Source organism: Leptospira ilyithenensis (genome assembly GCF_004771005.1).
Taxonomy (GTDB): domain Bacteria; phylum Spirochaetota; class Leptospiria; order Leptospirales; family Leptospiraceae; genus Leptospira_A; species Leptospira_A ilyithenensis.
In genome coordinates this window covers 14861-39163 of the sequence record NZ_RQHV01000023.1, presented here as the reverse complement: position 1 = coordinate 39163, position 24303 = coordinate 14861, and the positions used below count along the sequence as shown (strand labels likewise).

Sequence of the window (24303 nt, the reverse complement as noted above, 5' to 3'; positions counted from 1 at the left end):
CACTTGTTAAAAGAAGTTTTACCGCTTCCTTTTTGAAATCGGGACTATATTGTTTTCTACTTTTCATTGCAACTTTCCTTGTTCTAAAGTTGCCTATTTCGTGTCCACTTTTTCGGGGGAGGGTTAGTAAGAAAAAATTAGAAATTTAGCATTTTTGGTCTCTATTTTCGTGTTCCATAGCTTGACATAGAAATATATATGTCATAGTATATATATTATGAATAGAGCTAAATTATTCAAAAATGGCGATAGTCAAGCTATCAGACTTCCTAAAGAGTTTCGATTTAACGGTAAGGAAGTCTATATCAGAAAAGAAGGAACAAATGTCATCTTATCTCCTATTGATGATGCTGTTGACAGACTCTGGAACGTCTTAGGACAATTTTCTGAAGATATACGAATTGAAAGAAACCAGCCCAAAGGCTTCGACAAACGCGAAAGCATATGAGCCAATATTTATTAGATACGAATATCTGTATTTATATCATTAATAAAAGGCCTGAAGCAGTTCTCAAAAAATTTAAGAAAATTAGCTTAGATAATATCTTTATTTCTTCTATCACGGAATTCGAATTACGATATGGAGTTGAAAAGAGTCAAAAGCATGAACAGAATTCGAGAATACTTGAAGATTTTTTTGGTTATCTTAATATCATCCCTTTTGAAGGGAGTGATAGCAATGTAGCTGCTAATGTTCGGAGCAAACTAGAAAAAAAAGGCGAAGTCATTGGCCCATATGATTTATTAATTGCCTCTCAAGCCATTTCGAAAGAACTCATTCTTGTTACTAATAATGAGAAGGAATTCAAAAGAATTAAAGAAATCCGGTTAGAAAATTGGATTCATTAACTCGCTGATCATCGGCTAACTACGCCTTACCGCTCCGCTGCGGGAGCTTACCCTTGCTCGGGCTGAAGAAGCCACATTGGCTTTCTGGCACGCGCGAAGCAAGAAGACGCGACATCTGCTAACGTTGGTAAGGCTGGTTCGTTATACGCAATTCAAAAATTACGTAACAGGTGGTTTCGTTGTATTTTTTTCAATTTCATTTTTCAAAGAATTATTTTTTGCTTTTCATTGCCTTGACTCTTCCTTGGGAGCATATCGAAGGATGATGCCACCTGTAGCAAGAGGATGAGCTTCAAGTAGGTTGAGCTTCTTATGAGGGATTCCCTGATTGAACAAAAGTCTCCCATCTCCTAAAAATACCGGAGCAATGCATAAGCGAAACTCATCAAACAGCTTTGCTTTCATTAAAGATTCAGAAAGGTTACCGCTACCGAACACAAACATATCTCCATTGCCTTGGAGTTTCAATTTAGAAATTTCAGCTACAGCGTCTTTTGCAACTATTGTATTGTTCCAGTCGGCGGTTTTGAGCGTTGATGAACAGACAATCTTTTGAATCTCATTCATTAATTTGGCGATTTCTCCTTCATCTCCTTCCGCCTTTGTCCAGTAATCCGCCATACCTTTGTATGTTGCCGCACCAAATACAAGCATGTCGGCTGATTTCAACTGAGTGAGGCTGAATTCCTCAAGCTCTTTCCCCCAAACAAGTTCATGAAAGCTTAAGTCCCAGTTTTTCTCACCCTCAAAATATCCGTCTAGGGTGACTACATTCCACATTATTAATTTTCTCATAATATTTTCCTTAAAAACTTAAAGTTTATAAATAATTCGTTTTCTGTCGCGTAGCGAAAGAAAATACAATATTATTCCCCTCTAATAGTAAAAAAAACAAATTTACCCATTTTAATAAAGCCTATCCTCATTTTTCATTCAAAAAATATTTTTTGAATTGCGTATAATGAAAAGTTATACGAAAGTTCTTAAAAATAATTTTCAAGGCGAGATCAAAATGTTAAAGTAAAGTCTGAATCAAAGAAGAAGCTAACATAAATAGAAAATGAATTACTTTAAAATTTTCCTGTGATAGTTCTGAATTTTAATCTTCTATTATTGTATCCACTCTATTTAAATTTTATAAAAACGAGTTTCCAATTATTCATTTAAATATTCTAGTTGACAAATCAAAACGAGTAATTACATTGTAATTACTATGAAAACCGCCGTTGTCAAAATCGGAAATTCAAAAGGCATAAGAATACCAAAAACTGTTTTAGACGCTTGTCATATCGAAGATCAAGTGGATTTGCTCGTTGAAAAAAATAAAATTATTATCATTCCTTTTAAAGTTAAACCCAGAGGTGGATGGGAAGCCCAATTTAAAGAAATGGCACTAAAAAATGATGATAAGCTGATTATTCCTGATTCTATAGACTTAGAACTAAGGGATTGGGAATGGTAATTCATCAATATGATATTTATCTCATAAACCTTGATCCAACTATCGGATATGAAATAAAGAAATCCAGACCCTGCATTATTATATCTCCTGATGAAATGAACAAATTTATAGGAACCGTTATTATTGCTCCTATGACCACAAAATCGAAATCATACCCAACACGCATTGAAATAACTTTCCAAGGAAAGAAGGGCTCTGTAGTTTTAGATCAAATTCGAACTGTCGATAAGTCTCGGCTCATAAAAAAACTTGGATCTACTGATAATAAAATCATCCAGAAAATCAAAAAAATTATACAAGAGATGTTAGTAGACTAAATTTTTCAAATCATTAAGAACCGGCGTATAACTTCGCCTTACCGTTACGCTGTGCAGGATTCGCTTTCGCTCACCCTTTCTCGGTCTTCGACACATTGTCCTTCTGTCACTCGTTTGTAATACGCAAACTACGTGCCAGTCCCTAACGTCTTCTCCGAAGACTCAGCTACGGACAACGTCGGTAAGGCTAGTTCGTTATGCGACATTTTCGGGGTGATGTTTTTTGATTAAATTGCGAGCGTTCGTGCTCGCTAAAAGAGTAAAAAAGTAGTTGTTACCATTTCGGTAACATGATCTGCTTGATTTGTGAGGGTTATTTCAAGAAAAATTCTGAGGGATTTCTACTCTATTCCTAAATACTCTGACTCTAAAATACCCATCGAAGTTTGGTTCAAAGATGCTTCGAAAGCTATTTGGAAATCTCCTGCAGATATAAAAAAGAAATACAGAAATGCGAGTTTTCTTAAGGATAATAGAATCGTTTTCAATATTCATGGGAAGAAATACAGACTAATTGTAAAAATCCATTACAATCTACAAACCATCTTTATTAGATTTATTGGAACGCACGAACTATACGACAAAATCAATGCTGAGGAGATTTAAATGAATATTAAACCTATTAAAAATCAAAAGGATCATTTAGAGGCGCTCTCTGAGATTGAAGAACTCTGGGATGCGAAAAAAAACAGTCCTGAGTATGATAAATTAGACGTTCTAATTACCTTAGTTGATGCTTACGAAAGTAAACACTACCATATTGATGATCCTGATCCAATTGAAGCTTTGAAATCCGTTATGGACGATATGAATATGAAAAGCGTAGATCTAGGAAATCTCATTGGGGGAAGAAGTCGCGCAACCGAAATCTTAAACAGAAAAAGAAAGCTTACTTTAGAAATGATTAGAAAAATTAATCAAAGCTTAGGCATTCCTACGGACATTCTGGTGAAAGAATATCAAGTGAAATCTTCTAAGAAAGGAACAAAGAAAACGCCATCCGTGGCGTAATCACTTCCGGAAGTCCGAAAATTTCATATAACTTCGCCTTACCACTACGCTGCGGGATTCACTTCGTTCACCCTTTCTCGGTCTTCGACACATGTCCTTCTGTCACTCGTTTGCAATACGCAAACTACGTGCCAGTCCTTAACGTCTTCTCCGAAGGCTCAGCTACGGACAACGTCGGTAAGGCTAGTTCGTTATACGACATGTGCCAACTTTTTAAAATATGGAAACCTTATTAGAAATATTTGAACGATTAAATGAAGCAATAGATTTAATCGATAGAGTGCTATTTGCCCTATTTACAGGAAAATTAAAAATAGACAACCTCAGCTCTATGGAACAGGCATTTTCTTTGAATCCAATAATTTAAATTTTCTTATATCAGCGAAACATTTACTGAAAATAGCTGAATCTGAATCTATTTATACATCTTGGGATAATAAAATTGATGGAAATTTACTTCATCCAAAAACTGATAATCCTTTTGATTGGGATTTTAGCGTATTTGAATTAAATCCGGAACAAGCAAGCGAAATAAAAAATCACAAAAAATTCCTAAATTACTGTGATATTCAATGAGATCATACTCTAGAAAATAATTTTACTTATCTAACTATGAGTTTCCCTTCCTCACAAGTAAAACCACGCTTCGACAGGAAAAAATAGTTACAAAATTTTTGCAGTTCGAATGTAAATTAGCAGAATCAGGTTTCTATCCAAAAATGAGAATTAATTCAAATTACCATTTTCTATATGAATTTTTAAAAAGGATTAAAATGGAAACTCTCTACCGAAAGAACATGGCATGAGTGGTGGAGGATTGTTCCATATTTCCCTTTTACTGATTGACCTCCCGCCCAGGGGAAAATCTATCAAATACGAGGATCGGTTTCGTTTATCCCGCATGTTTTTGTGTGTTACCCGACGTTCGTTAACCCCCCGAACCTAGCTTGTTCACCGAACTACGCTTATCCCCGTAAACTCGGCCTGTTAATCGCATTACATTGATCTCACTGCTGTAAGAGATAACCGAACTTCGTTTAAACCCTTAAAATACGAGATAACCGAACTTCGTATCGCACCCACCGAGCGGTTATAACGAACTTCGTATAATTCTCCTAACCCCCACGGCAGGTGGGTCCATCACCTGCACACTCCCGAATGACAAATCATCTTGTTCGGAAAAAGCCACTCAAGCTCCCATATAGAATTATGTCTCATAAAAAAGACTGTACAAAATCCGCCCTATCTTTAGAATTTCAACAAATCGTCAGATTTTGGGAGTATAGGGGATGGATTTCGTCAAAATCCGAGGCAAAGATTTACAAGACTGCATCATGCAAATGAAAATGAAATATGGGCCGGAGGCGCATATTTACGATCAACGTGTAACAACGGAAGGCGGATTGTTCGGAACTGGACTTCTTGCTAGCAAAATGTATGAAATCGATGTGGGTATCCCGGAAAAACAAAACTCCAAAGATCGCATTGAGAAAAAACTTAAAGATCTGAAAGAACTGATCAAACAAAAACAAAAAACGGATTCACTGGTGCCGGCAAATGAGAAAAAGGTGGCAAAAACGATTGAAGCCGTTCGTCCTTATTCCGAAAGAAGGAGAAGGGCAGCCGTTATGGAACGAATGGAGCCAATTGTAATCGACGACGACGATTACGAATTGGAATCTTCCCTAAAACCATACCATGCAGAAGAACAAATCGGTCTGTCATTGGCGAACGTTTCGGAAATACATGAAAAACCCTCTATTTCCAGGGAAATTCCGCAAGTTTCCGTTCCTAAAAGGCATTCCAATATAGAAAAACTTTCCGAGAGATTGAAATCGGAAGGAATGAGCGCGAGTTATGCGGAAGAAATTACCCAGGTCCTGGAAGAGCATCTTTCTTCCGTAGACGCATCTCGTTTTGCAACTGTTTGTGAAAAAGCAATCTCAATACTGGAATCGAGGATCACAATCGACTCCGATCTATTCAGTGGGACTCCTCGCGGAAAAAGAAAAGTCGTTTTTTTCGTAGGACCTACTGGCGCCGGAAAAACAACTTCTATCGCAAAGCTTGCGGCAAAATATTCTCTCCATATGGGAAAGAAAGTTTCCTTATACACTACGGATAACTACCGTATTGCGGCGATTGACCAATTGAAATTTTATGCGGATGCAATGGGGATGCCATTTTATGCCGCGAAAGACGTTCGCAAATTGAAAGAGGCAGTCGCGAGAGACGGTTCCGAGCTCATCCTTGTGGACACTGCCGGTTACTCTCATAAAAATCCCGACAATATCCTGAAACTTCGGGAGTTTTACCAGGCATTTGGAGACAAAGACTATCTGGAAAACATTTTGGTTCTTTCTTCCACGATATCTTCTGCCAACGCCCGCTCGGTTGCAGACGCTTATGAGACAATCGGATACAAAAGAATTTTATTAACTAAGCTGGATGAAGCAGAATATTTAGGTTCTGTAGTGGAATTAGCCGATACTATTCACAGGGAATTCGCATTTTGTAGTGTGGGGCAGGATGTTCCTTTTGACATCCTTAACGCTTCAAAAAAACTTCTTGCAGAGTGTGTAGTTTACCCAGAGAAATTGAAAGGGATAGCCGGCGAGGTCTTTGATAAGACCACTTAGTCCGCTTGTTATCCCTCCTTAGATAGAGGATAACCAAGCGATGGACCAAGCGGCAAATCTTAGAAAGCTCACTGAAGGAAATACTGGTTTAAAATTAGTCCCGACTTCCGATGTTCTGAAAAAAACAAAGATCATCGCGGTAGCTTCCGGAAAAGGCGGAGTAGGTAAAAGTACTGTTTCCGTAAATCTTGCCATAGCCATAGCCAAGACAGGTTTGAAGGTTCTGATCTTTGACGGGGACTTGGGGCTTGCCAACGTAAACGTGTTACTCGGAATCATTCCAAAGTATAACCTCTATCATGTGGTGAAAGGCCATAAATCTTTAAAAGACATTATTATATCTACTCCGGAAGGAGTGGACATCATTGCAGGTGCTTCCGGATATTCTCAACTTGCCAATTTAAACGAGACCCAAAGAAACAATTTGATCAAAGGTTTTGTGGACTTGGATCGTTACGATGTGATGATCATAGATACTGGTGCCGGAATCTCCGCCAATGTGATCGGGCTTGTTATGCCTGCCGACGAAGTGGTAGTTGTCACCACTCCCGAACCGACTTCGATCACTGACTCCTACGGACTTATCAAATCGATTGTTTCCCAATCCAAAGACAAAAATCTAAAGATCATAGTGAATCGGGTTCGCAGTGCCATTGAAGGAAAAAAAGTAGCGGATAGAGTCATTGATATCTCCGGCCAATTTTTGGAAGTCCAAGTGGAAAATTTGGGATTTATCTTTCAAGACGAAGAAGTGGAAAGATCTATCCGGGAACAAAAACCTTTTATCTTAAACTCTCCCCGTTGTAAGGCGGCGGCTTGTCTGACTCGAATCACTCATAACTTGTTACAAACGGAAGGTGGTTATTCTGACGAAGAAGGCCTTACCGGATTTTTCAAAAAATTCTTTAACTTTGTAGATTTCAAAGAGAAAGAAATGGAAAAAGAAATGGAAGACGAAGGTTAATCCCCTTGCAAATTGTTTTTCTTGCCGGTTTTGCTGTCATTGGTGCGATCATCAGCACCACCTGCGGGTTTCTTGTAGGAAACCGAATTGGTTATATTTTATTTATCTCTGCCATTTCCACTTTTGCATTTGCAGGTCTCGGATTTGGAGTCTATACCGTTTTGGAAAAAAAAGTCCCTGAATTTTTGGAGTTCTTAGGCGGGTTGTCTATCGGCGGCGGATTTGGTTCTGGCGGAGAAGAAGGGGAAATGAATGAGTCCGGTCCGATGGGTTCTTCCGACTCAGGATCTCTTTCCAGCGATGCCTTCGGGGTGCAATCGGGAGCTGAGTCTCTGGCCGAAACAAAGCTTGCTATGGCAAAATCAGGCAAGTTCGGAGATCATATCATTGTTGACAAAATTGCCATTAAAAATGAGCCGAAACTCATGGCTGAGGCGATTCGAACCATGATGGCTAAGGATGATCCCCAGGAAGGATGAAAATTTATCCAATTTATCAGACATAAGAAAAAAATTGCTCTTGTAATTTTCGTTTTTATACGATTTTTTCTATAAAGTAAGAGTTTCCGGTTATCCGGCCTATTATGTCCAGATTGTTAGACAAATACAACCAATTTGATGAGACAGATCTCTGGAAACAGTATCGAGTCAATAAGAACCCCGAAATCCGTAGTTATCTCGTGGAGAAGTATTCTCCTCTAGTAAAACACGTAGCCGGTCGGATTGCGATCGGAATGCCTCAAAATGTCGAATTTGAAGATTTAGTCAGTTACGGCGTTTTCGGTTTGTTAGACGCCATTGAGAAATTCGACCCATCCCGCGAAATTAAATTTAAAACTTATGCTATGACCCGTATCCGCGGATCCGTCTTCGACGAACTTCGGTCAGTTGACTGGATTCCCAGATCCATCCGTCAGAAGGCAAAACAACTAGAAGGCATCATTGCGATGTTGGAAAATAAAGAAGGGAAAAAAGTGGAGGACGAAGAGATCGCAAAAGAGCTCGGAGTTTCCATGGATGAGTATAATTCCCTTCTCACCAAACTTTCGGGTACCTCCCTTGTATCTTTAAATGACATTTGGTTTCTTGGAGATGAGAACGATGAAGTTTCTTTTATGGAAACTTTGGAATCTCCGATGAATATGAATCCTGACAATATCATCGAAAAAGAAGAAATCAAAAACGTGATCGTAGATGCGATCAAATCCCTGCCGGAAAAAGAGAAAAAAGTAATTGTATTATACTACTACGAAGATCTCACCTTAAAAGAGATAGGCGAAGTGCTGGAAGTAACAGAGTCCCGCATTTCACAACTCCATACCAAGGCGGTGGCACGTTTGAGAAGCAAACTCTCCAAAGTGAAATCAGCCATCCAAAAAAGATAGGGCTCCGCCATGTCTCTCACCGGGTTTCTGCAAGAGGAACTTGCCGACTTCGAAAAAAAAGAAAAAGAACAAGTAGAAGTGATCGGAGATTCGATCGAAGAATGCCTTGCGCTTGCATCCGTTCACTTTGGAAAAAAAATCCATGAGCTGGATTATACTGTTTTAAAAAGGGGAAGAAAAAGACTTTTTTTCTCCGAACCGTTTCATATCCGGGTCTCTATCATTCCCGAAGATTTGATCTTGGAAGAGTTGAGTGCTCTGGACGAAAGACTCACCGGTGGCACCGGCAAATTACTTTCCAAAGATTTAAAAGATCTGGTCGCTCCTAAAAACAAAGACGGCCGTCTCTCCGTAAAAATTTACAAGACCGGCGTATTTCTTACCATTTATCCTCCATTAGGTGAAGGGACTCCCATTGCCATGGCAGATGTTACCAAACGTCTTTCTTTCCGGGGAGTTGCCGGGATTGATCCTGCCATTTTGACCAAGATCATTAAAGATAAAAAAGGCGAACCGGTTCTTATCTCAAATCAAAAACCAAAACAAGGAAATGATTCCAGTTGCAATATTGAAATCGGTTCCGATCAGATGAAGGCATTTGTTACTATTTTCCCTGCAAGACCAGGCGGACGCGACTTGGAAGTCAACGATATCGTCGTTTCTTTGAAAAACATGGGAATCGGTTACGGTTTGAAAGAAGCTGACATCAAACAGGCGCTAGATGAAGATAAAATCAATGCTCCATTTGTAGGCGCGGAAGGAGATCATCCAGTCAACGGAAACAATGCCGAGATCCGTTATTATGTTCGAACTGAAAAAAAAGTAAATTTCAAAGAAGATCAATCGGGAAGAGTCGATTACAAAGATTTGGATATGATCGAAAACACAGTTGTCGGACAATTACTTGCCGAAAAAATTCCTGCAGGGAAAGGCAAACTGGGAAGGAATCTTTTCGGAATGGTTCTCCCTGCCAAAGACGGATCCGATATAGAATTGAAACAAGGAAAGGGAACCATTCTTTCCGAAGATAAGATGCGTTTGACGGCGGAGGTCAATGGTCAGGTTCTCTACGCACTTGGAAGACTATCGGTAGAAACGGTCTATCGTATCAATGGAGATGTGGGAGTCAAAACGGGAAATGTTACCTTCTTGGGTTCCATCATCATTACAGGAAACGTAGAAGATAATTATTCAGTAAAGGCTGCGGGAAATATCGAAATTTACGGAACAGTCCAAAAAGCAATCATAGAAGCGGATGGAGACATCATTGTAAGACAAGGGGTGACAGGAAGGGAAGAGGCGCGTGTAGAATCCACCGGTGGCAATATCGTTGCCAAGTTCATCCAGAACGCGACAGTCATTACGGAAAGAGACATCATCGTGCAGGAAGGGATTTTGCACTCCCATTTGATGGCAGGCGGCAAAGTCAGCTGCAAAGGAAAACGGGGTCAGATCGTAGGCGGCACCATCCAGGCAGCGCAGCTCATTGCTGCGAAAATCATCGGATCACAGGCCAATCCGCAAACCGATCTCATAGTAGGGGTCAATCCGAAGATACTCAAACAAATCAGCGAATACGAAGAAAAGAAAAACGAGAATCAGGACAAATGCGATCAGCTGACCAAAACAATGCGTACTCTCCGCGCCCGAAAGGAAGCCGATCCTGCCAGTTTTTCTCCGGAAAATGAGGCCCATCTTCAGAAATTGGAAGCAGGGACCAAAAAACTCGAAAAACGAATCCAGGAATACGATAAGGAAATCCAGACTCTCACCACCTATATGGAGGAGCAAGCCGCGAGTGGCCGTGTTTCCGTGGAAAAAACCATCTTTCCGGGTGTTTCCATCCGAATTCGAAACGCAGATTTCAAATTGCGGCATGAAACCAAGGCAAAGACCTTCTTTGAGGAAGGGGGCCAGGTGCGAAGCACCAATTACGAAGATCCGGACGAAGATAAAAATGACTGGAGAAAAAAACGAGGTCGTGCTAAACCTAAGAACTAGAAGGGTAATGCAATGATTCTCAATGAAACTTTTGCGAGTAATACTCACCACTTTGAAATTGCAAGACGAGCTCAGGTAGAAAATCCGAACACCTACCAGAATCAAGTCGTGGAATTGCAAAAGGCGGCAATCACTACCCAGAATCGTGCTCAGACCGTTCCCGAGACCAAGGCAAATACTTCGTCTAATGCTTTGAGACCAAAACAAGAAAAAGAAGAAGTGGTTTCTTATACAAAATCAGGGATCGTTCGCGCCAATCCATCGCAAAACAAAGGATCGTTTTTCGATTCGATGGCTTAAGTTCTTTTCATACTCTTTAGGAATGTTGTTGGAAATGTTTCTTTGGAGACTGGAAAATGGAACTTTTTTCTCTAGTATTAATTAACATATTGTTTGGCGGGATTTTGTATGTATTCGTTTCTGCAAAAGTCCAAAAGTCCGTATCAGAATATTATGATAAAAAATTAGACCGCGCCATTGATATGGCAACTTCGGAGACCATCAAGGAATTGGATGCAACCGTAGGTGTTATCGAGTCAAGGCTTGTCGCCCTTCGATCTATGATTGAAAAGGCGGAACTCATTGCAAAAGAATTCAAACACTATGAGTCAGTGAATGTGGAACGTCCGGCCAATAAACAGACCTTAGACGAAGTACCTCCTTTTCGAGAGTTAGGTATGTCTTTGGAAAAGGAATTGAGCCAAGCAAAACTAGCGGAAGCAGAACCTACAATTCACAGTTTAAAGGAACAAAGATCCGGTGTGGGAGAAGTATATAGATCCAATCAGTTCCTTGCCAATGAATCGGAAGTAGTTACTACGGATGGCGCAGTCAATCAGGTCTTTGGAAAATTAGGCAGAGCGGTAAAAGGAATCTTGGGCATGGAAGGAATGAACACTCCTACCAATGATGCAATCGGTGCAGTGGAACTTCCTCAGTTCAAACCCAAAATGGATTTTACTGTCGGGGGAAATCCGTTCTCCGAAAAGAAAGAAGAATCGAATATCATTCGGGATGAAAACAAAGAAGGAAAAACCAGAAAGGAATTTCTAACGGAAATGGCATATGCAAATGATCCTGCATATGCATCCCACCAAAGAAATTTTGAAGATCAAATCGTATTGTCTTTGGAATCCGCTCTGGAAGAACTTCCTGCGAGCGCAGGCAAAATAGATAAAGTAGTTCATTTGCTGAAAAAGGGATATAGCCACGAAGATATCTCGGATGTAATGAATATCGGAACACATGAAATTCATTTGATTGAAACGATTAGGCTTGATCGATCCAGAAGAATCTAGTATTTTGTTCCCATGTCTTCTCTCCCCGTCTTAAACGTCGGGTTTTCCAATATAGTATTTGCTTCCAAGATCCTTGCTATTTTACAAGCGGAATCGGCAGGTGCTAAGAGGTTGCGTCTTGAGGCAAAAGAATCTTCCCGTTTGATAGATGCTACTCAAGGAAGAAAAACGCGTTCAGTATTGGTTCTGGACTCAGGACATATTGTACTCTCTGCGATTCGCCCGGACAGCCTCGCCAAACGCCTGGAAAATGGGGATAATAGTTTTGGTAAAGAGGACGAAGAAGAAGAATGAGTTCTACAAGTCCCAATCTTTACATCATATCTTCTGTCGCAGGCGGTGGAAAGTCTACAATCATCAGCAGAATCCTTGCCATTCACCCTGAGTTTTATTTTTCTATTTCCTGCACAACCAGAGCTCCCAGGCCCGGAGATATTCCCGGTGTGACTTATTACTTTCTAACCGTAGGCGAATTTAAAAAGAAAATAGAAGAAGATCAATTTTATGAATGGGCTTCCGTACATGGAAATTATTACGGCACCTTGAAAGATCCGATTCATAAGGCGATCTCTGAAAAAAAAGTGGTTTTGCTCGATCTTGACGTCCAAGGTGCCAAAACAGTCAAAGCACTCCGCCCTGAGTCCGTGAGTATCTTCATCCAACCACCCAGCCGTGATATTTGGATTGAAAGATTGATCAAAAGAGGAACTGACTCGGAAGAAAGTATCGAAAGAAGAATTACAAACGGAATCAGCGAGCTAGAGCAGGCGTCTAGCTTTGATTATGTGGTAGTCAATGATGATTTGGATCGTGCTACTGAAGAAGTGAAATCCATCATTCAATCCGAAGGTTCTCCGTCTTCATCATCTAAAGTTTTGCCGTAACCCGGAACATTTTTTGCACTTGCATCCAACCATTTATTGGAAATCACCGATCTTCTTTCCGCAGGGAACAAAGTAAGCAAATAGGTTGTGATCGTTGGTCGACCTTCTTCTTCCGCATCTTTGTCCATTTGTTCGAATACTTCAATGATATCGTAGTCAGGCCAATTGAGTAGCATATCCCTTGCAGATTCGGGAGGCATGTTTGCCACTTTGTTTGCAAGGACTTTTACCTTTTCGGATCTTGCGGATTCCCTTTTGGCTTTGTCCGCCATTTCCTTTTCTTTTTTTTGGATTCCTTCTTTCAATTCCTCCAATCTTTCTTTGTCGGTAGCGAGAGAGTTCTTTGCGGAATCTAACTCAGTCCTGAGACGATCCAGTTCCTCTTTGTCGGAGATCAATCTTTCTCTTGCTTTTTCCATTTCCAATTTTTCCAGTTCTGTGGGAGAAAGAAGGTCCTGGTTTACAAAACTGGGAGATCTTTTCAGAAAGGGTAAATAATCTTCTGCATTGAGAACTTGAAAATAATCAAAAATAAAAAACCCGATTGTGATTAGAAAAAAAATCAGTAAAATCAAAAAGAAGGATCTGGTTTTGTCTGTTACACTTGCCATTGATTATTTGCCTTTTCCCATATAATATTTTTCGTAAAAGTCCCTTAAGTTTTTAAAATCACTCATCAATTCGTCGCCGCCGTCTTCTCTATTCAGGATTTTGAATGTTTTCGGAATCTTCCCTTTGGCCTTAGGTTCCGTAAGACCGATTCCTTCCGCAAACGCAAGCGATGCCGCTAAATTGGAGTTATATTCTTCTACTTCCCGGCGTTCCTGTCTTTTTCTCTTTTTTTTCCACTCCAGGTAACGGTTTTCTTTTAAAACTTCTATCACCTTTTTATCTTTTCTGGCAAGTATCAAACCTTGGCGGACCCGATCCACATCTTCGTTTTTGGCTTCAATTTTAAGAGCAAGATCTTCGTTTAATTTCATCAAACTTTGGATGTATCTTTCAATGGATAAATAATCGCTTAAACTGGTTCCTACTTTAGCGCTAGATTCGATTTCTCTGTAAGAACGATCAATTTCTTTTTCGTTGAATTCTCGTTCGGTGAAAAGAGCATTCAATTCGGAGACAACAACGGATAGTTTTCGAATTTCTTCGTCTTCTTTCCACTCTCTCAGTTTTAGAATTGTCTCTAAACTAAATTGAAACCGTTTCACACCTGTCTATTTCCTGCGTTTGGAATTATTTTTGTACTCTTTTTTGTTTGTTCTTAAAAAAAAATGACGATAGAGATAAGGTTTGTTGGCTCGCAACCTTCAACAATTTTTCCTTTTGTTTCTCCCCCTAGCGAACCCGGGTCCATCTTATTACGGACGATTGCGGGCAGTCCCGCCACATGGTTCGGGCACCTGGATCAGATTCTGTGAACCGCGATCATCAGCCTTCCACAAGGGAAATTCATAGATTGGATTCCCGATTTGGTTACTTACCTACAAAGTTTTTGGAATGGAAAAAGCGTCGCTCGGGGCAGGATGCGAGTGATTTAAAAATCTTCTTCTGTGCGGGTTTGAGAAGCGAGGATTGCTGCCAGTTTGGAAGTTGCATCCTGATAAGTGGATTTTTGTTCAATCCTTTGGATTAAATAATCGTCGATCGCTTCTTTTTTATCGATTGCCATATCGATTTTAGGATCAGCTCCTCTCGTATAAGCATTGAGTAGGATAATATCTTCCGAACCTTTGTATTTGGAAATCAACTCTCTAACGAGAGAGGAATGCATATAATGATTTTCATTTACGATTTTCTGCATAAGTCGTGAAAGGGAAGCCGGAACATCAATTGCGGGAAAGTGGCTTCTCTCTGCAAGTTTTCTTGTAAGAATGATATGCCCGTCGATAAACCCTCTTACCTTATCCGCAACGATATCATCCATATCATCTTCCGCATCAGTCAATACGGTATAAAATCCGGTAATTGAACCGCCATTATGTGATGTGCCCGCCCTTTCTACCAATTTCGCCATCTTTGTAAAAACACTGGAAGCGAATCCCTTTGTAACCACCGGTTCTCCGATGGAAAGTTCCCTTAACGCTTCCGCATAACGGGTAAGAGAATCCATATATAAATTTACGGAAAGTCCTTTGTCTCTGAAAAACTCTGCCGCAGAACAGGCAAGATGGGCACAACTCACTTGTTCCATTTTGGAAGAATCGGACGTGGCAACGAATACTACCGACTTGGCAAGAGCTTCTTTCCCGAGTTCGACATTTAGAAATTCATTTACCTCCCGTCCTCTCTCTCCGATAAGAGCTACGATGTTTACATCGGCACTCGTATAACGGGCGATCATTCCGAGTAAGCTTGATTTACCCACTCCTGAACCGGAAAAGATCCCTATCCTTTGACCGCGACCTACAGTGAGCATTCCGTCTATGGCACGTACGCCTGTTTCTAAAATTTCGGTGATAGGGGGACGGTCCAAGGGATTTAAGAATTTAGGTTCGGAAGCCCGTTCTTCTTTTGTGATAAGCAAACCTTTGGAGTCGATCGGTTTGCCAAGTCCGTTCAGAACCCTGCCGAGTAATTCCGGCCCTGCATTCAAAGTGATTTTGCGACCGGAAGAAAAAACAAATGCGTGAGGAAAAATATCCTGTGTATCACCTAATGGCATCAAGGTGTAGAGATGATCCTTGAACCCGACAAGAACGCATGCCAGATAACCTTTGTCACTTCCTCTTTCCACTTCCAAAATTTCTCCTACTTTGGAATCAGGAGGACCTTGGGAATAAATTACATTGCCAATCACAGAAACCACGACCCCGCTTTTGCGGATGGGTTCGATTTTTTCGACGACATTCAAATATTTGGAAATGGCGTCGATGTGTTCTGTGAATTTTTTCTCAATCATCTGGATTTACGTTACTCTAGCAATGTGACATAATAAAATCAAGTCATTCCAGAACTAGAGTCCGGATTTTGGCTTTGTAGAACCAAAGCATTAAAGGCAGCTTTGGTTCCGTTCTAGTTTATTTGCAGGTTTGTATGTCCTCCAAACGGGAAATGAATTTGGGATCGGGGAGCTTTTTCCCCAATTTGATTTGGTAGGGGTCCCTTCCTTCCACAAATGAATCTGAATAAGCGAGCTTTCCAAAATTAGTCGGCCTTGTGAAACAATTCGGAAATGATTTTGCATCCGTTAATTTTCCGTCTTTCCATTGGTAAACACGATCGGGAGTTCTTACATACAAACTACCGCTGTCGGTTGCCCAACGGACTCCATATACCGGCAATGCCGTCCAGAAACTCAATGGAAGGCTCGTCACTTTGCCGGAATTCGGATCCAGGATTCGCAATTGAAATTCCGTAAATTCCCAGTTTGCATCAGACTCAGCGGTAATCAACGCAACCAATTTTCCATTAGGTGATGGGCTGGCTTGGAAGATCACTAAATTTTCAGGTGTGGCCGGGTAACTGAAAGCAGGTTTGTCTCCCGGGTAAACGGTTAATCGTTGTTTTAAGGTTCCGTATTCGTCGTCTTTTCCGTGCAGGATAAAAGCAGTGTTTTCACCTTTGTGATAAAAAGCAGATTCCGCCAAAGCCCAAGATGGGATTTTCCAAGTTTTTAAAATTTTGGAGGCACCGGATCGTATTTCTACTAAGTCTGCTTTTGTGAAATAATTTTTTTTATCCGTGGTTCCGTTTAGGGGATTCCAGGGATCTTTTTCATCGTAATGCACTTCGAGTAACAATGCAACATCGTTTATTTCCGAAGGAGAAATCTCCGGCTGTAGATTTGTTTCTTTCCAAATCATTTGAGAGCACTGGATAGAGAAAAAGAAAGAGAGCAATGAAAAAGGAAATACCAATCGTTTCATAACCGAAAATCATATTTGCGTCTGTCAGGGATGTAAAGCAGAAAGAAGAGATTTTTAGGACAAAAAAAAGGGAACCCGATACGAGTTCCCTTTTCCAGCGGAAAAAAAAGAAATTTATTTTCCTTTTTTTGCTTTCGCTTTTTCTTTATTTTTTTGATCAATCTGAGCACGGTGCTCATCACATAATCTGTACAATTTTCCAGTCAATGGGTTTTTGCGAGAAACTTTAGTTCCGCAAACAATGCAAAGACCTTGCGCTCTTCTTCTTTTGTAAAGTTGTTGAACTCTTTCTGCACCAGATGCCTTATATTTGGAGATTTGAATGCGGAAACCTTTGAATAGGTAGTTTCCGATTGATTTCTCCGGATCTTTTTTAAGATCATCAGCAATTTTGTCGATTTGTCCAGGTCCTACTTTTAGTGGTTCCATAGCTTTCTTTTCCTTTAAATTCTAGAATTTTTTTTGTCAGACAAAGCTTTTTCAAGCTCTAATACTGATTATGTTTCTCCAGCTAAAAAAAATTCAACTTTTTTTTTCTTCGAATAACTTTTTTTTGACGTAATGCGTTAAAGTAGACGATTTACTACGTGTTTTACTATCGTAAATTGTCAAAAAATTATATGCAATTAAACATTGAATAGGTGTTCAAGATGATATTTAATCAATGTTAATATTTTTTAAAGTATCCACCCGAATCGCCTTAGGAAAGCTAGGGCATGATTCTACGCAAAGACCGCATCCTGTGCAGGTAGAAGAGGCAAAAACAGGCATATTTCCTTTAAATTGTACGGTTTTTTCGATAGGACAGGCCGTAAAACAAACATCACAGGTTTTTTCGCCTGTTTTGTGATTGATGCAATGTTCGTGCAGACTTTTCGCCTTCCCGAATTTAGGTTTTGTTTGTAACACGTCGTATGTCTCCAGTGCCTTCTCTGGACAAGCTTGGATGCACGGCCAATCCTCGCATAAATGGCAGGCTTTTGCGTTCGGATCAAAAAAAGGAAAGCTCTTTCTTGTTTCTTGTGATGTAACAGGGAATAAGACGGTATAGGGGCAAGAAAAAATACATTCATTGCAACCGGTGCATAATGAAAAAAAATGATTAGTCGCTCCCGGTGGAAGAGATAGAGTTCTGAAAAGTTTGGTTTTTTTTCTTTTTTCTATTTTTTCTTTGGGAACTCTTTTCTTCGGGAACTTTTTTTCTTCGGGTGAGTCTGTCGCTTTTTTTTCATCCTCCCAAACTTCTTTGATCGCTTGAGAGAGATCGTCGGTTTTTTCAAATGCGAATTGAAAGACCGACTTAAATCCTTCTTTGAATAGGTCTTTTCTTTTCATCTAACCGGGAATACGTTCAATCTGGGCTCCCAAGGAACGTAGTCTCGTATCAATTCCTTCAAAACCTCTGTCGATCTGAACTATATTGTGGATCTCGCTGATTCCTTCCGCACAAAGTGCTGCAATGATCATCGCCATGCCCGCCCGGATATCCGGGCTTGCTACCCTTTGTCCGTAAAGCCGGGAACGACCGATGACAATGGCTCTGTGAGGGTCGCAGAGGATGATTTGTGCGCCCATCGCAATGATATTGTCTACGAAGAAGAGTCTCGATTCAAAAAGCTTTTCATGAATGAGTACTGTTCCCTGGCATTGAGTTGCTGTGACAAGGGCGACGGAAGTCATATCCGCAGGAAATCCGGGCCAGGGAGCATCGTCAATTTTCGGGGTGGCCCCGTGGTAGTCCGGAATGATTTCTAATTTTTGATCGGAAGGAACAAGTATGCCTCCTTCTACAGATCTTACCTCAATTCCTAATCTGGAATAAACCATTCTGATCATTCTTAGATCCTCCAGGTTTACATCTTTGATGAGTATTTCACCACCCGTAACAGCCGCTAAACTAATAAAAGAACCGATTTCCAGATAATCTGAACCGATTCTATGTGTCAAACAACCGCCAGGAGAATGTAAGCTGGTAACTCCTTCAATTTCCAAAACATTGGTGCCAATGCCCGTGATTTTTGCACCAGCTTGGGTTAAAAAACGGCAAAGTCCTTGAACGTGGGGTTCGGAAGCAGCGTTACGGATAATTGTGGTACCTTCGGCAAAAACCGCCGCCATGACCGCATTTTCCGTTGCAGTAACGGACGTTTCGTCCAAGAGAATGTCTTTCCCGAACAGCCTTTCCGCAGTAATTTCATAACCGTCGGGAAATACTTCGATTTTTGCACCTAATGCTTCTAAGGCAAGCAGGTGAGTGTCCATCCTGCGTCTTCCGATTTTGTCTCCACCAGGTTTAGGCAAAAAAACCCTTCCTGTCCGGGCGAGTATGGGACCTGCAAGAGTCACAGCCCCTCTCAATTGGGAACAAAGTTCGTAAGGAAGATCCGATTTTACTTTATTTTTTTTATGGAAGCGGTAAGATCCACGTGTATCCAGTTGAGTAATTTCTACACCAATTTGTTTTAATACTTCCAAAAGTTTTAAAACATCGGATATTTGAGGTAGATTCTCTAAAATAACATCTTCTTCCCAAAGAAGGAGTGCTCCAAGTAAGGGAAGGGCTTCATTTTTGTTTCCTTGGGGGACAATGGTCCCGTGGAGAGGGTTTTTACCGACGATTTTAAAATAGGATGAGCTCACAGTTACCTCCCATGGAAACATGAGCAATTCTAAGGAAAAGTAATTTATGGAACTTGTAGCACAGGTTTGGATATTTCCGAAATTCGAAGCAATTTACATCTTCTACCTATTTTTGATAGGTCTTGCGGCATTCGGTTACATTCGATTTATGAATTATCTGCAAAGCAGGCAATCCCATGTATTCAGTTATTGGAACGATTTTCAGAAGTTTGCTTTTGCAAGAAAGTGCAACCAGCAGGAAATGAATATCCTCCATTCTTTCTATGAAAGCCTGCAACCGGAGGAAGCGGAAAAATACCTTCACCCCGAAAACCGAGGCAAACTCAGAAATGCACTCTATCGTTATTTTCTAAAAACTCCGGAAAATCCTACGGAGAAAGAAGTGAATCTTTTTGATAAACTTTTCCGTTCTTCCGCTGATATGAAGAAAGAAATCGATAGCTTGGAAGATATTCCCGTCGGAGAAATCGGCGCACTAGAGGCGGATGGCAGAGAAGAGCTGACTTATGTGATGCAAAAAACAAACGATGATTTGCTTCTTTCCACAAAAGCGCTCTCTAAGGAATTTTTGGTTTTAGGTAAGGAAGCGAGTTTATACGTATTTCGGCCAAGTAGCGGCGGTTATCTGGTGCACGGAGTAGTCACCAACCTCAATCAAGACGGAATCGTTTTTCATTTTAACGGAACGATCGAAAGAAAGGGAGAAGCACATTTGATGCTTCTTGCGAGATATTCCTTAAATATTTCTCCCTGGCCGCCGAAAGACGGAACCAAAGAATCCATCGAGCTTGATCGAAGCAAATTGATTTTGTCCGAAGAGAGTATAGATCATCAGTTTGATATGTTGCGCAAAATTTCCAAAGAACAACATGGAGAGGATGAGTCCAAATTCGCACTTCCCGAGACTGCAAAACCGTTTACTGCTTTGTCGGAGAGGATTTCCGATCGGGGTTTGACTTTTGAAATCCCTCCCGATATATCTACGGATATTTGGAAGGTGCAGGACCTTTGGGAAGTTAGTTTTTCTTTTCCGGATGGTCCCGGTTTTTCTTTCCGGGGAAAGATGTTTCCGGTCAAACAAAAAGGAGAATTGTATCTGATCCGTTATGTGGATGCGGACGAGTTTGCAAGGAAACAAGTTTACGAAGAAATTAAAAAAAGAGGAGGGAGTCGTGAGATATTGACTTGATTCTTTCCTTAAGGTCCGAATAGATTTGTAAACCCTAAGGAAGTGATATGAATCACAATATACGCTCGTATCTATATTATTTTTTTTGTTCTACTTTTATACTTTTTTTCCTCGATTGTTCTTCTCCCCAAGTAGTAGAAACGGAACAGCTTAAGGCAGAGGAATCTCTTCCCAAACAAAAGGCTTGGAACCAGACTTCCCAATGTTGTTCCTTGCATGCAGAGTTTTTGGGAGTTGTTGTTTTGAATCAGGTCTGTGTGTCTCAAACGGAAACAAGACTCGAACTTTTTACCAAAGAATCCAAGTTAGTATGCGTTTTAAAAGAAGGAATGGTGTTTAAAGATGATAAGGGAAACTCATATTCATTTTTGAAATCCGTCGGTGTTGATCTTTGTCCCAAACGCACCCGGATGAAAAATACTCCTTTCTCCATTTACTTTGACAGTCTTTCTCCCGAAGCAAAATCATTTGATCTTATCGAAAACAAAAATGCAAAACATGCGCATAAGCCCTGGACTTTTGAAAAAGTGGATGTATCCGAATGTAAGTGGAATTGAGACTTTATCGAAAGATTCCATTTAATCTTTGTTATAACGCCTCGGGAAAAGCCCCCTTCAAGGGAGTTTTTGAATCTTTCGGCAAAAGAATCAGATCTACTTTTGGAATTTCTTCACCTGCCTTGTACTTTTCTCCCAAGGCCTCCCAGGAATGGGAAGTAAGAGAAAAGGACAATAGGTAACTTAAATTAGGTAGGACGGGGAGTTTGACAAAAGGAGTTCCTCCGTGAAGTACCACAAAACGTTTGTTCGGGTATTTTTTGGAAAGAGCAGTTATATTTGAAATTTCTTTTTCCGAACTGGAATCCATTAGGATATGGGTGATCTCTTTTTTTGAGATAGCCTTAGCCAATTGTTTTGCTGTTACTGCTTGAATTCCCTTTTTGTCCAAGGATTTTTTTAGATGGATGTTTTTTACAAGACTGAGAGTTGAGGTCTTCGGATCTTTCGGAGGAGAAAAAACATTCGGATAAGCACGGATGGAATCGTTTGTTATGTTTTTTAAAAAGTATCCGTTTTCTGTCAGTTCTTTGTATTTTAGATTTCGGATTTCTTCTTTTTTTGCCAGGAATTCTTTGATATTTTCATTTTCAGAATAAATGTTCGGAGTAGGCGGTGCCGTGTAATAAAGCCCCATCTCCAGTTTTTTCCGAATTTGTTTGAATACCGCTTCTTTCAATAAATCTCTTTTTTTGCCTTCGGCATCCGTTACAAAAAAATCACCTTTTGAGTAGGCATCTGACAGTTGTTCTTTGAAACGGCGCGCCGTATCTCCCCAACTGGTCAGCAATACGATGTTTGCCCCTGCGAGAATTGCCAGCACTCCCGGTCTGTCTTTTTCATAATTTTTGGAAATAGCATACATTTCCATCGCATCCGTAATTATGATTCCGTTGAATTTCAGCTTTTCCCGTAAAATTCCTGTTAGTATTTTTTTGGAAAGGGTTGCCGGGTATTTTTCGTCTATCAAAGGATAGACGATATGAGCTGTCATCACTGCTTCCGCCCCCGAATCAATCGCTTTTTTGAAAGGAACGAGTTCTAATGTTTCCAGTTCCGCCAATGTTTTCGTGATGACGGGTAGTCCCAAATGGCTATCCACATTCGTATCCCCGTGCCCCGGAAAATGTTTGATCACAGGCAATGCGCCTCCAAGTCTTGCTCCTTGTTCGTATGCGACTGCAACTTTGGAAACACGTTCCACATCGGAACCGAAAGATCTGGTATTGATCACAGGATTTTGCGGGTTATTATTGATATCAAGGATAGGTGCGAACAGGAAATTGATTCCCAATTCTTTTAGTTCATAAGAAGTAACAAAACCTACTGTTTTGCCCCATTCCTCTTTTCCAGTTTGTCCTACTGCCATAGCACCGGGGTACTCGGTGATTCCGTCTTGGACTCGAAACACTCTTCCGCCTTCCTGATCCGTAGAAATCAAAAAAGGTTGTAAGCCTTCTCCACTCGCCATCTTTTGCAAGTTAGACGTTAGTGAAATGATCTCCTGTTTTTTGCCCAGGTTTTTTCCAAATAAAATGATTCCTCCGGGCTTTGTTTTTTGGATTTCTTCTGTAGCGATTGCATCTACTGTTTTGGAAGGGATAGCAATATGAATGGTTTGTCCTACTAATTCTTCATCTGTCAGTTTATTTGTGATGTCCCAGGCTTTCTTATCCAACCAAGCCTCTCTTTCATCCGCACGGAGTTCTGTGATATAAAAACTAAAAAAATAGGAAGTTCCGATAAATCCGAAAACCAGGAAGATAGAAAAACTCAATCGAAGTAAAACTTTGTTCATATTCTACCATCTAAGATCGGGAAAAGCAGAGAGCTTGCAAGAAAGAAAATAAAGTAGTTTCGGGAACCTGTGGGATGTCTAAACTTTACTAGTGGATGATTTTTACCAAACCTTAAATAGAAGCAGAGACTTTCGTTCCGTTTTTGAAGGGAATCAATTTTTGCCTGTGCCGGAAGATTGGTTTTTACTGATCACGGATATAGCTGGTTCTACAAAAGCAATCGACAATGGTCGTTATAAAGATGTAAACACTGCGGGCGGACTCATTGCTATCGCCGTGGCAAATGTATACGGCCATATGGATTTTCCATTTGTGTTTGGGGGAGACGGAGTTACTTTTTTACTTCCAGCGACTTATCTGTCTCCCGTTCGTTCCGCCATTGCCGATACGATCGGTAAAATCAGAACCACATTCGAGCTGGAGATGAAAGCAGGTATCGTTCCGGTAAAGGAATTGTACAGACGCGGAGCAACGCTTTATTTGAGCAAGTTCGAAGCTTCTATTCATTATAACCAATGTTTGATTTTCGGAAACGGTTTGGATCTTGCCGAGTCCTGGGTAAAATCGCAGGAAGACGAATCGTTTTTGGTGCTGGAAACGGAAAGAACAACGGACGCAGACTTTACGGGTTTTACCTGCCGATGGCAGGATATTCCCAGTGAAAAAGGGGAAGTAGTTTCCATGATAGTGGAACCCACTCGTAAAGATTACGAGTCCACTGCAAAAACCGTATCACGGGTGTTAAGTTTTATTCGAATGGAATTCGGAGAAGAGGAAGACTATCATCCTGTTCCTCTGTCTCAATTGGAACTGGACAACGGACCGTATCTGCAAAAAGAAGCATTGATACATAGCAGTGGCCAAAAAGGAATCGAATACTACCTGAGACTTGCAAAAATCAAGTTTGAAAAATTCGCAGTGTCTATGGCGATTAAATACGAAATTCCTTTGAAATCTGCGCATTATCGTTTGGACAAATTGAAAGATTACCAAGCGAGATCCGCCGACTTTCGCAAGTTTGACGGTACATTGAAAATGGTGATTCACGGTTCTAAAAAAAGCAGAATTGCCTTAGAACAATTCCTGGAAAATCTGGAAGCGGACGGACTTATTTTATTCGGACACCTTGTATCCAATAAATCCCTTATGACTTGTATCTTAAAGGCAGGGGCTTCTCAGGAAGTGCATTTTGTAGACGGAGCAGGGGGAGGGCTTACGCTTGCCGCCAAAGAATGGAAGAAAAAAAGAAAAACGGTTTCGTTTAAGCCAAAGGCAGTTTAACTATTATTGCTTCCCGTTACTTCCCGGACTTGAGTCGGATCGAAAGGAGAAGTTACCAATGAAATTTATATTTGGAGCGGGTAGGAGTATGTTTTGTCAAAGTGAATTGTTTTAAAGAATTGCTCAGGAAAATAAATTCCAAGGAGAACGTTTTCA

Annotated in this window: 27 protein-coding genes; 18 read left to right on the top strand and 9 right to left on the bottom strand. The window is 40.5% G+C overall.

Annotation, left to right across the window (positions count from 1 at the left end):
• Window positions 1–217 precede the first annotated feature (217 nt).
• Window positions 218–448 (top strand): type II toxin-antitoxin system antitoxin VapB, encoded by a 231-nt coding sequence (vapB, locus tag EHS11_RS03445; protein ID WP_135763018.1) that lies wholly within the window; start codon window positions 218–220, stop codon window positions 446–448.
• Window positions 445–849: a type II toxin-antitoxin system tRNA(fMet)-specific endonuclease VapC gene (gene vapC / locus EHS11_RS03440; RefSeq protein WP_135763017.1), complete on the top strand. Its 405-nt coding sequence runs from the start codon at window positions 445–447 to the stop codon at window positions 847–849. The genes vapB and vapC overlap by 4 nt, the downstream gene beginning before the upstream one ends.
• A gap of 225 nt (window positions 850–1074) precedes the next feature.
• Here the strand turns inward: vapC and EHS11_RS03435 are convergent, their stop codons facing one another.
• The gene (locus EHS11_RS03435; RefSeq protein ID WP_135763016.1) at window positions 1075–1644 is read right to left on the bottom strand and encodes a dihydrofolate reductase family protein; all 570 of its coding nucleotides are present in this window, start codon (window positions 1642–1644) and stop codon (window positions 1075–1077) included.
• A 418-nt stretch (window positions 1645–2062) separates the two neighbouring features.
• Between EHS11_RS03435 and EHS11_RS03430 the strand changes: the two genes are divergently transcribed.
• The 13 genes from EHS11_RS03430 to gmk all read left to right on the top strand — a co-directional run bounded on the left by EHS11_RS03430 (window position 2063) and on the right by gmk (window position 12809).
• On the top strand, window positions 2063–2311 hold the full coding sequence (locus EHS11_RS03430; RefSeq protein ID WP_135763015.1) for an AbrB/MazE/SpoVT family DNA-binding domain-containing protein: 249 nt from the start codon (window positions 2063–2065) through the stop codon (window positions 2309–2311).
• Window positions 2305–2628 carry a type II toxin-antitoxin system PemK/MazF family toxin gene (locus EHS11_RS03425; RefSeq protein WP_135763014.1) on the top strand — a complete coding sequence of 108 codons (324 nt, stop codon included), beginning with the start codon at window positions 2305–2307 and terminating at the stop codon, window positions 2626–2628. The genes EHS11_RS03430 and EHS11_RS03425 overlap by 7 nt, the downstream gene beginning before the upstream one ends.
• Before the next feature lie 306 nt (window positions 2629–2934).
• Window positions 2935–3234, top strand: coding sequence for a type II toxin-antitoxin system HigB family toxin (locus tag EHS11_RS03420; RefSeq protein ID WP_135763013.1), 300 nt, complete (start codon window positions 2935–2937; stop codon window positions 3232–3234).
• Window positions 3235–3639 carry a helix-turn-helix domain-containing protein gene (locus EHS11_RS03415; protein WP_135763012.1) on the top strand — a complete coding sequence of 135 codons (405 nt, stop codon included), beginning with the start codon at window positions 3235–3237 and terminating at the stop codon, window positions 3637–3639.
• Window positions 3640–4928: 1289 nt separating this feature from the next.
• Complete coding sequence (gene flhF, locus EHS11_RS03410; RefSeq protein WP_135763011.1) at window positions 4929–6278, top strand: flagellar biosynthesis GTPase FlhF; 1350 nt, start codon at window positions 4929–4931, stop codon at window positions 6276–6278.
• A gap of 40 nt (window positions 6279–6318) precedes the next feature.
• On the top strand, window positions 6319–7242 hold the full coding sequence (locus tag EHS11_RS03405; RefSeq protein ID WP_135763010.1) for a MinD/ParA family protein: 924 nt from the start codon (window positions 6319–6321) through the stop codon (window positions 7240–7242).
• Window positions 7242–7721: a hypothetical protein gene (locus EHS11_RS03400; RefSeq protein ID WP_210413617.1), complete on the top strand. Its 480-nt coding sequence runs from the start codon at window positions 7242–7244 to the stop codon at window positions 7719–7721. Before EHS11_RS03405 ends, EHS11_RS03400 begins: the two co-directional genes overlap by 1 nt.
• A gap of 104 nt (window positions 7722–7825) precedes the next feature.
• Window positions 7826–8626, top strand: coding sequence for an RNA polymerase sigma factor WhiG (gene whiG / locus EHS11_RS03395; protein ID WP_109020294.1), 801 nt, complete (start codon window positions 7826–7828; stop codon window positions 8624–8626).
• A gap of 9 nt (window positions 8627–8635) precedes the next feature.
• On the top strand, window positions 8636–10627 hold the full coding sequence (locus EHS11_RS03390) for a DUF342 domain-containing protein (protein ID WP_135763008.1): 1992 nt from the start codon (window positions 8636–8638) through the stop codon (window positions 10625–10627).
• 12 nt (window positions 10628–10639) lie between these two features.
• Entirely contained in the window at window positions 10640–10927 is a 288-nt protein-coding gene (locus EHS11_RS03385) for a hypothetical protein (protein ID WP_135763007.1), read from the top strand.
• Window positions 10928–10983: 56 nt separating this feature from the next.
• On the top strand, window positions 10984–11925 hold the full coding sequence (locus EHS11_RS03380; RefSeq protein ID WP_135763006.1) for a hypothetical protein: 942 nt from the start codon (window positions 10984–10986) through the stop codon (window positions 11923–11925).
• Between the two features lie 12 nt (window positions 11926–11937).
• The gene (locus EHS11_RS03375) at window positions 11938–12219 is read left to right on the top strand and encodes a DUF370 domain-containing protein (RefSeq protein ID WP_109020284.1); all 282 of its coding nucleotides are present in this window, start codon (window positions 11938–11940) and stop codon (window positions 12217–12219) included.
• The gene (gene gmk / locus EHS11_RS03370) at window positions 12216–12809 is read left to right on the top strand and encodes a guanylate kinase (RefSeq protein ID WP_135763005.1); all 594 of its coding nucleotides are present in this window, start codon (window positions 12216–12218) and stop codon (window positions 12807–12809) included. The genes EHS11_RS03375 and gmk overlap by 4 nt, the downstream gene beginning before the upstream one ends.
• On the opposite strand, the gene EHS11_RS03365 is transcribed toward gmk, so the two are convergent.
• The 7 genes from EHS11_RS03365 to murA form a co-directional block, all read right to left on the bottom strand.
• On the bottom strand, window positions 12764–13420 hold the full coding sequence (locus EHS11_RS03365; RefSeq protein WP_135763004.1) for a periplasmic-type flagellar collar protein FlbB: 657 nt from the start codon (window positions 13418–13420) through the stop codon (window positions 12764–12766). The two genes, gmk and EHS11_RS03365, sit on opposite strands and share 46 nt — an antisense overlap.
• 3 nt (window positions 13421–13423) lie before the next feature.
• Complete coding sequence (gene fliJ, locus EHS11_RS03360; protein ID WP_135763003.1) at window positions 13424–14023, bottom strand: flagellar export protein FliJ; 600 nt, start codon at window positions 14021–14023, stop codon at window positions 13424–13426.
• Window positions 14024–14349: 326 nt separating this feature from the next.
• Window positions 14350–15714 carry a FliI/YscN family ATPase gene (locus EHS11_RS03355; protein WP_135763002.1) on the bottom strand — a complete coding sequence of 455 codons (1365 nt, stop codon included), beginning with the start codon at window positions 15712–15714 and terminating at the stop codon, window positions 14350–14352.
• 118 nt (window positions 15715–15832) lie between these two features.
• The gene (locus tag EHS11_RS03350; protein WP_135763021.1) at window positions 15833–16618 is read right to left on the bottom strand and encodes a hypothetical protein; all 786 of its coding nucleotides are present in this window, start codon (window positions 16616–16618) and stop codon (window positions 15833–15835) included.
• A gap of 177 nt (window positions 16619–16795) precedes the next feature.
• The gene (locus tag EHS11_RS03345) at window positions 16796–17110 is read right to left on the bottom strand and encodes an LIC10235 family protein (RefSeq protein WP_109020270.1); all 315 of its coding nucleotides are present in this window, start codon (window positions 17108–17110) and stop codon (window positions 16796–16798) included.
• Between the two features lie 228 nt (window positions 17111–17338).
• Window positions 17339–18016: a 4Fe-4S dicluster domain-containing protein gene (locus tag EHS11_RS03340; protein WP_135763001.1), complete on the bottom strand. Its 678-nt coding sequence runs from the start codon at window positions 18014–18016 to the stop codon at window positions 17339–17341.
• Window positions 18017–19321, bottom strand: coding sequence for a UDP-N-acetylglucosamine 1-carboxyvinyltransferase (gene murA / locus EHS11_RS03335; RefSeq protein WP_135763000.1), 1305 nt, complete (start codon window positions 19319–19321; stop codon window positions 18017–18019). It lies immediately after the preceding gene.
• A 46-nt stretch (window positions 19322–19367) separates the two neighbouring features.
• Between murA and EHS11_RS03330 the strand changes: the two genes are divergently transcribed.
• Window positions 19368–20510 (top strand): hypothetical protein, encoded by a 1143-nt coding sequence (locus tag EHS11_RS03330; protein ID WP_135762999.1) that lies wholly within the window; start codon window positions 19368–19370, stop codon window positions 20508–20510.
• A gap of 47 nt (window positions 20511–20557) precedes the next feature.
• A complete protein-coding gene (locus tag EHS11_RS20070) occupies window positions 20558–21067 on the top strand; it encodes a hypothetical protein (RefSeq protein WP_246047570.1) in 510 nt (169 codons plus the stop codon).
• A gap of 31 nt (window positions 21068–21098) precedes the next feature.
• On the opposite strand, the gene EHS11_RS03320 is transcribed toward EHS11_RS20070, so the two are convergent.
• Window positions 21099–22865 carry a glycoside hydrolase family 3 protein gene (locus EHS11_RS03320; protein ID WP_135762998.1) on the bottom strand — a complete coding sequence of 589 codons (1767 nt, stop codon included), beginning with the start codon at window positions 22863–22865 and terminating at the stop codon, window positions 21099–21101.
• Between the two features lie 91 nt (window positions 22866–22956).
• On the opposite strand from EHS11_RS03320, the gene EHS11_RS03315 reads away from it, so the two are divergent.
• Complete coding sequence (locus tag EHS11_RS03315) at window positions 22957–24147, top strand: DUF3095 domain-containing protein (RefSeq protein ID WP_135762997.1); 1191 nt, start codon at window positions 22957–22959, stop codon at window positions 24145–24147.
• The last annotated feature ends 156 nt before the right edge of the window (window positions 24148–24303 follow it).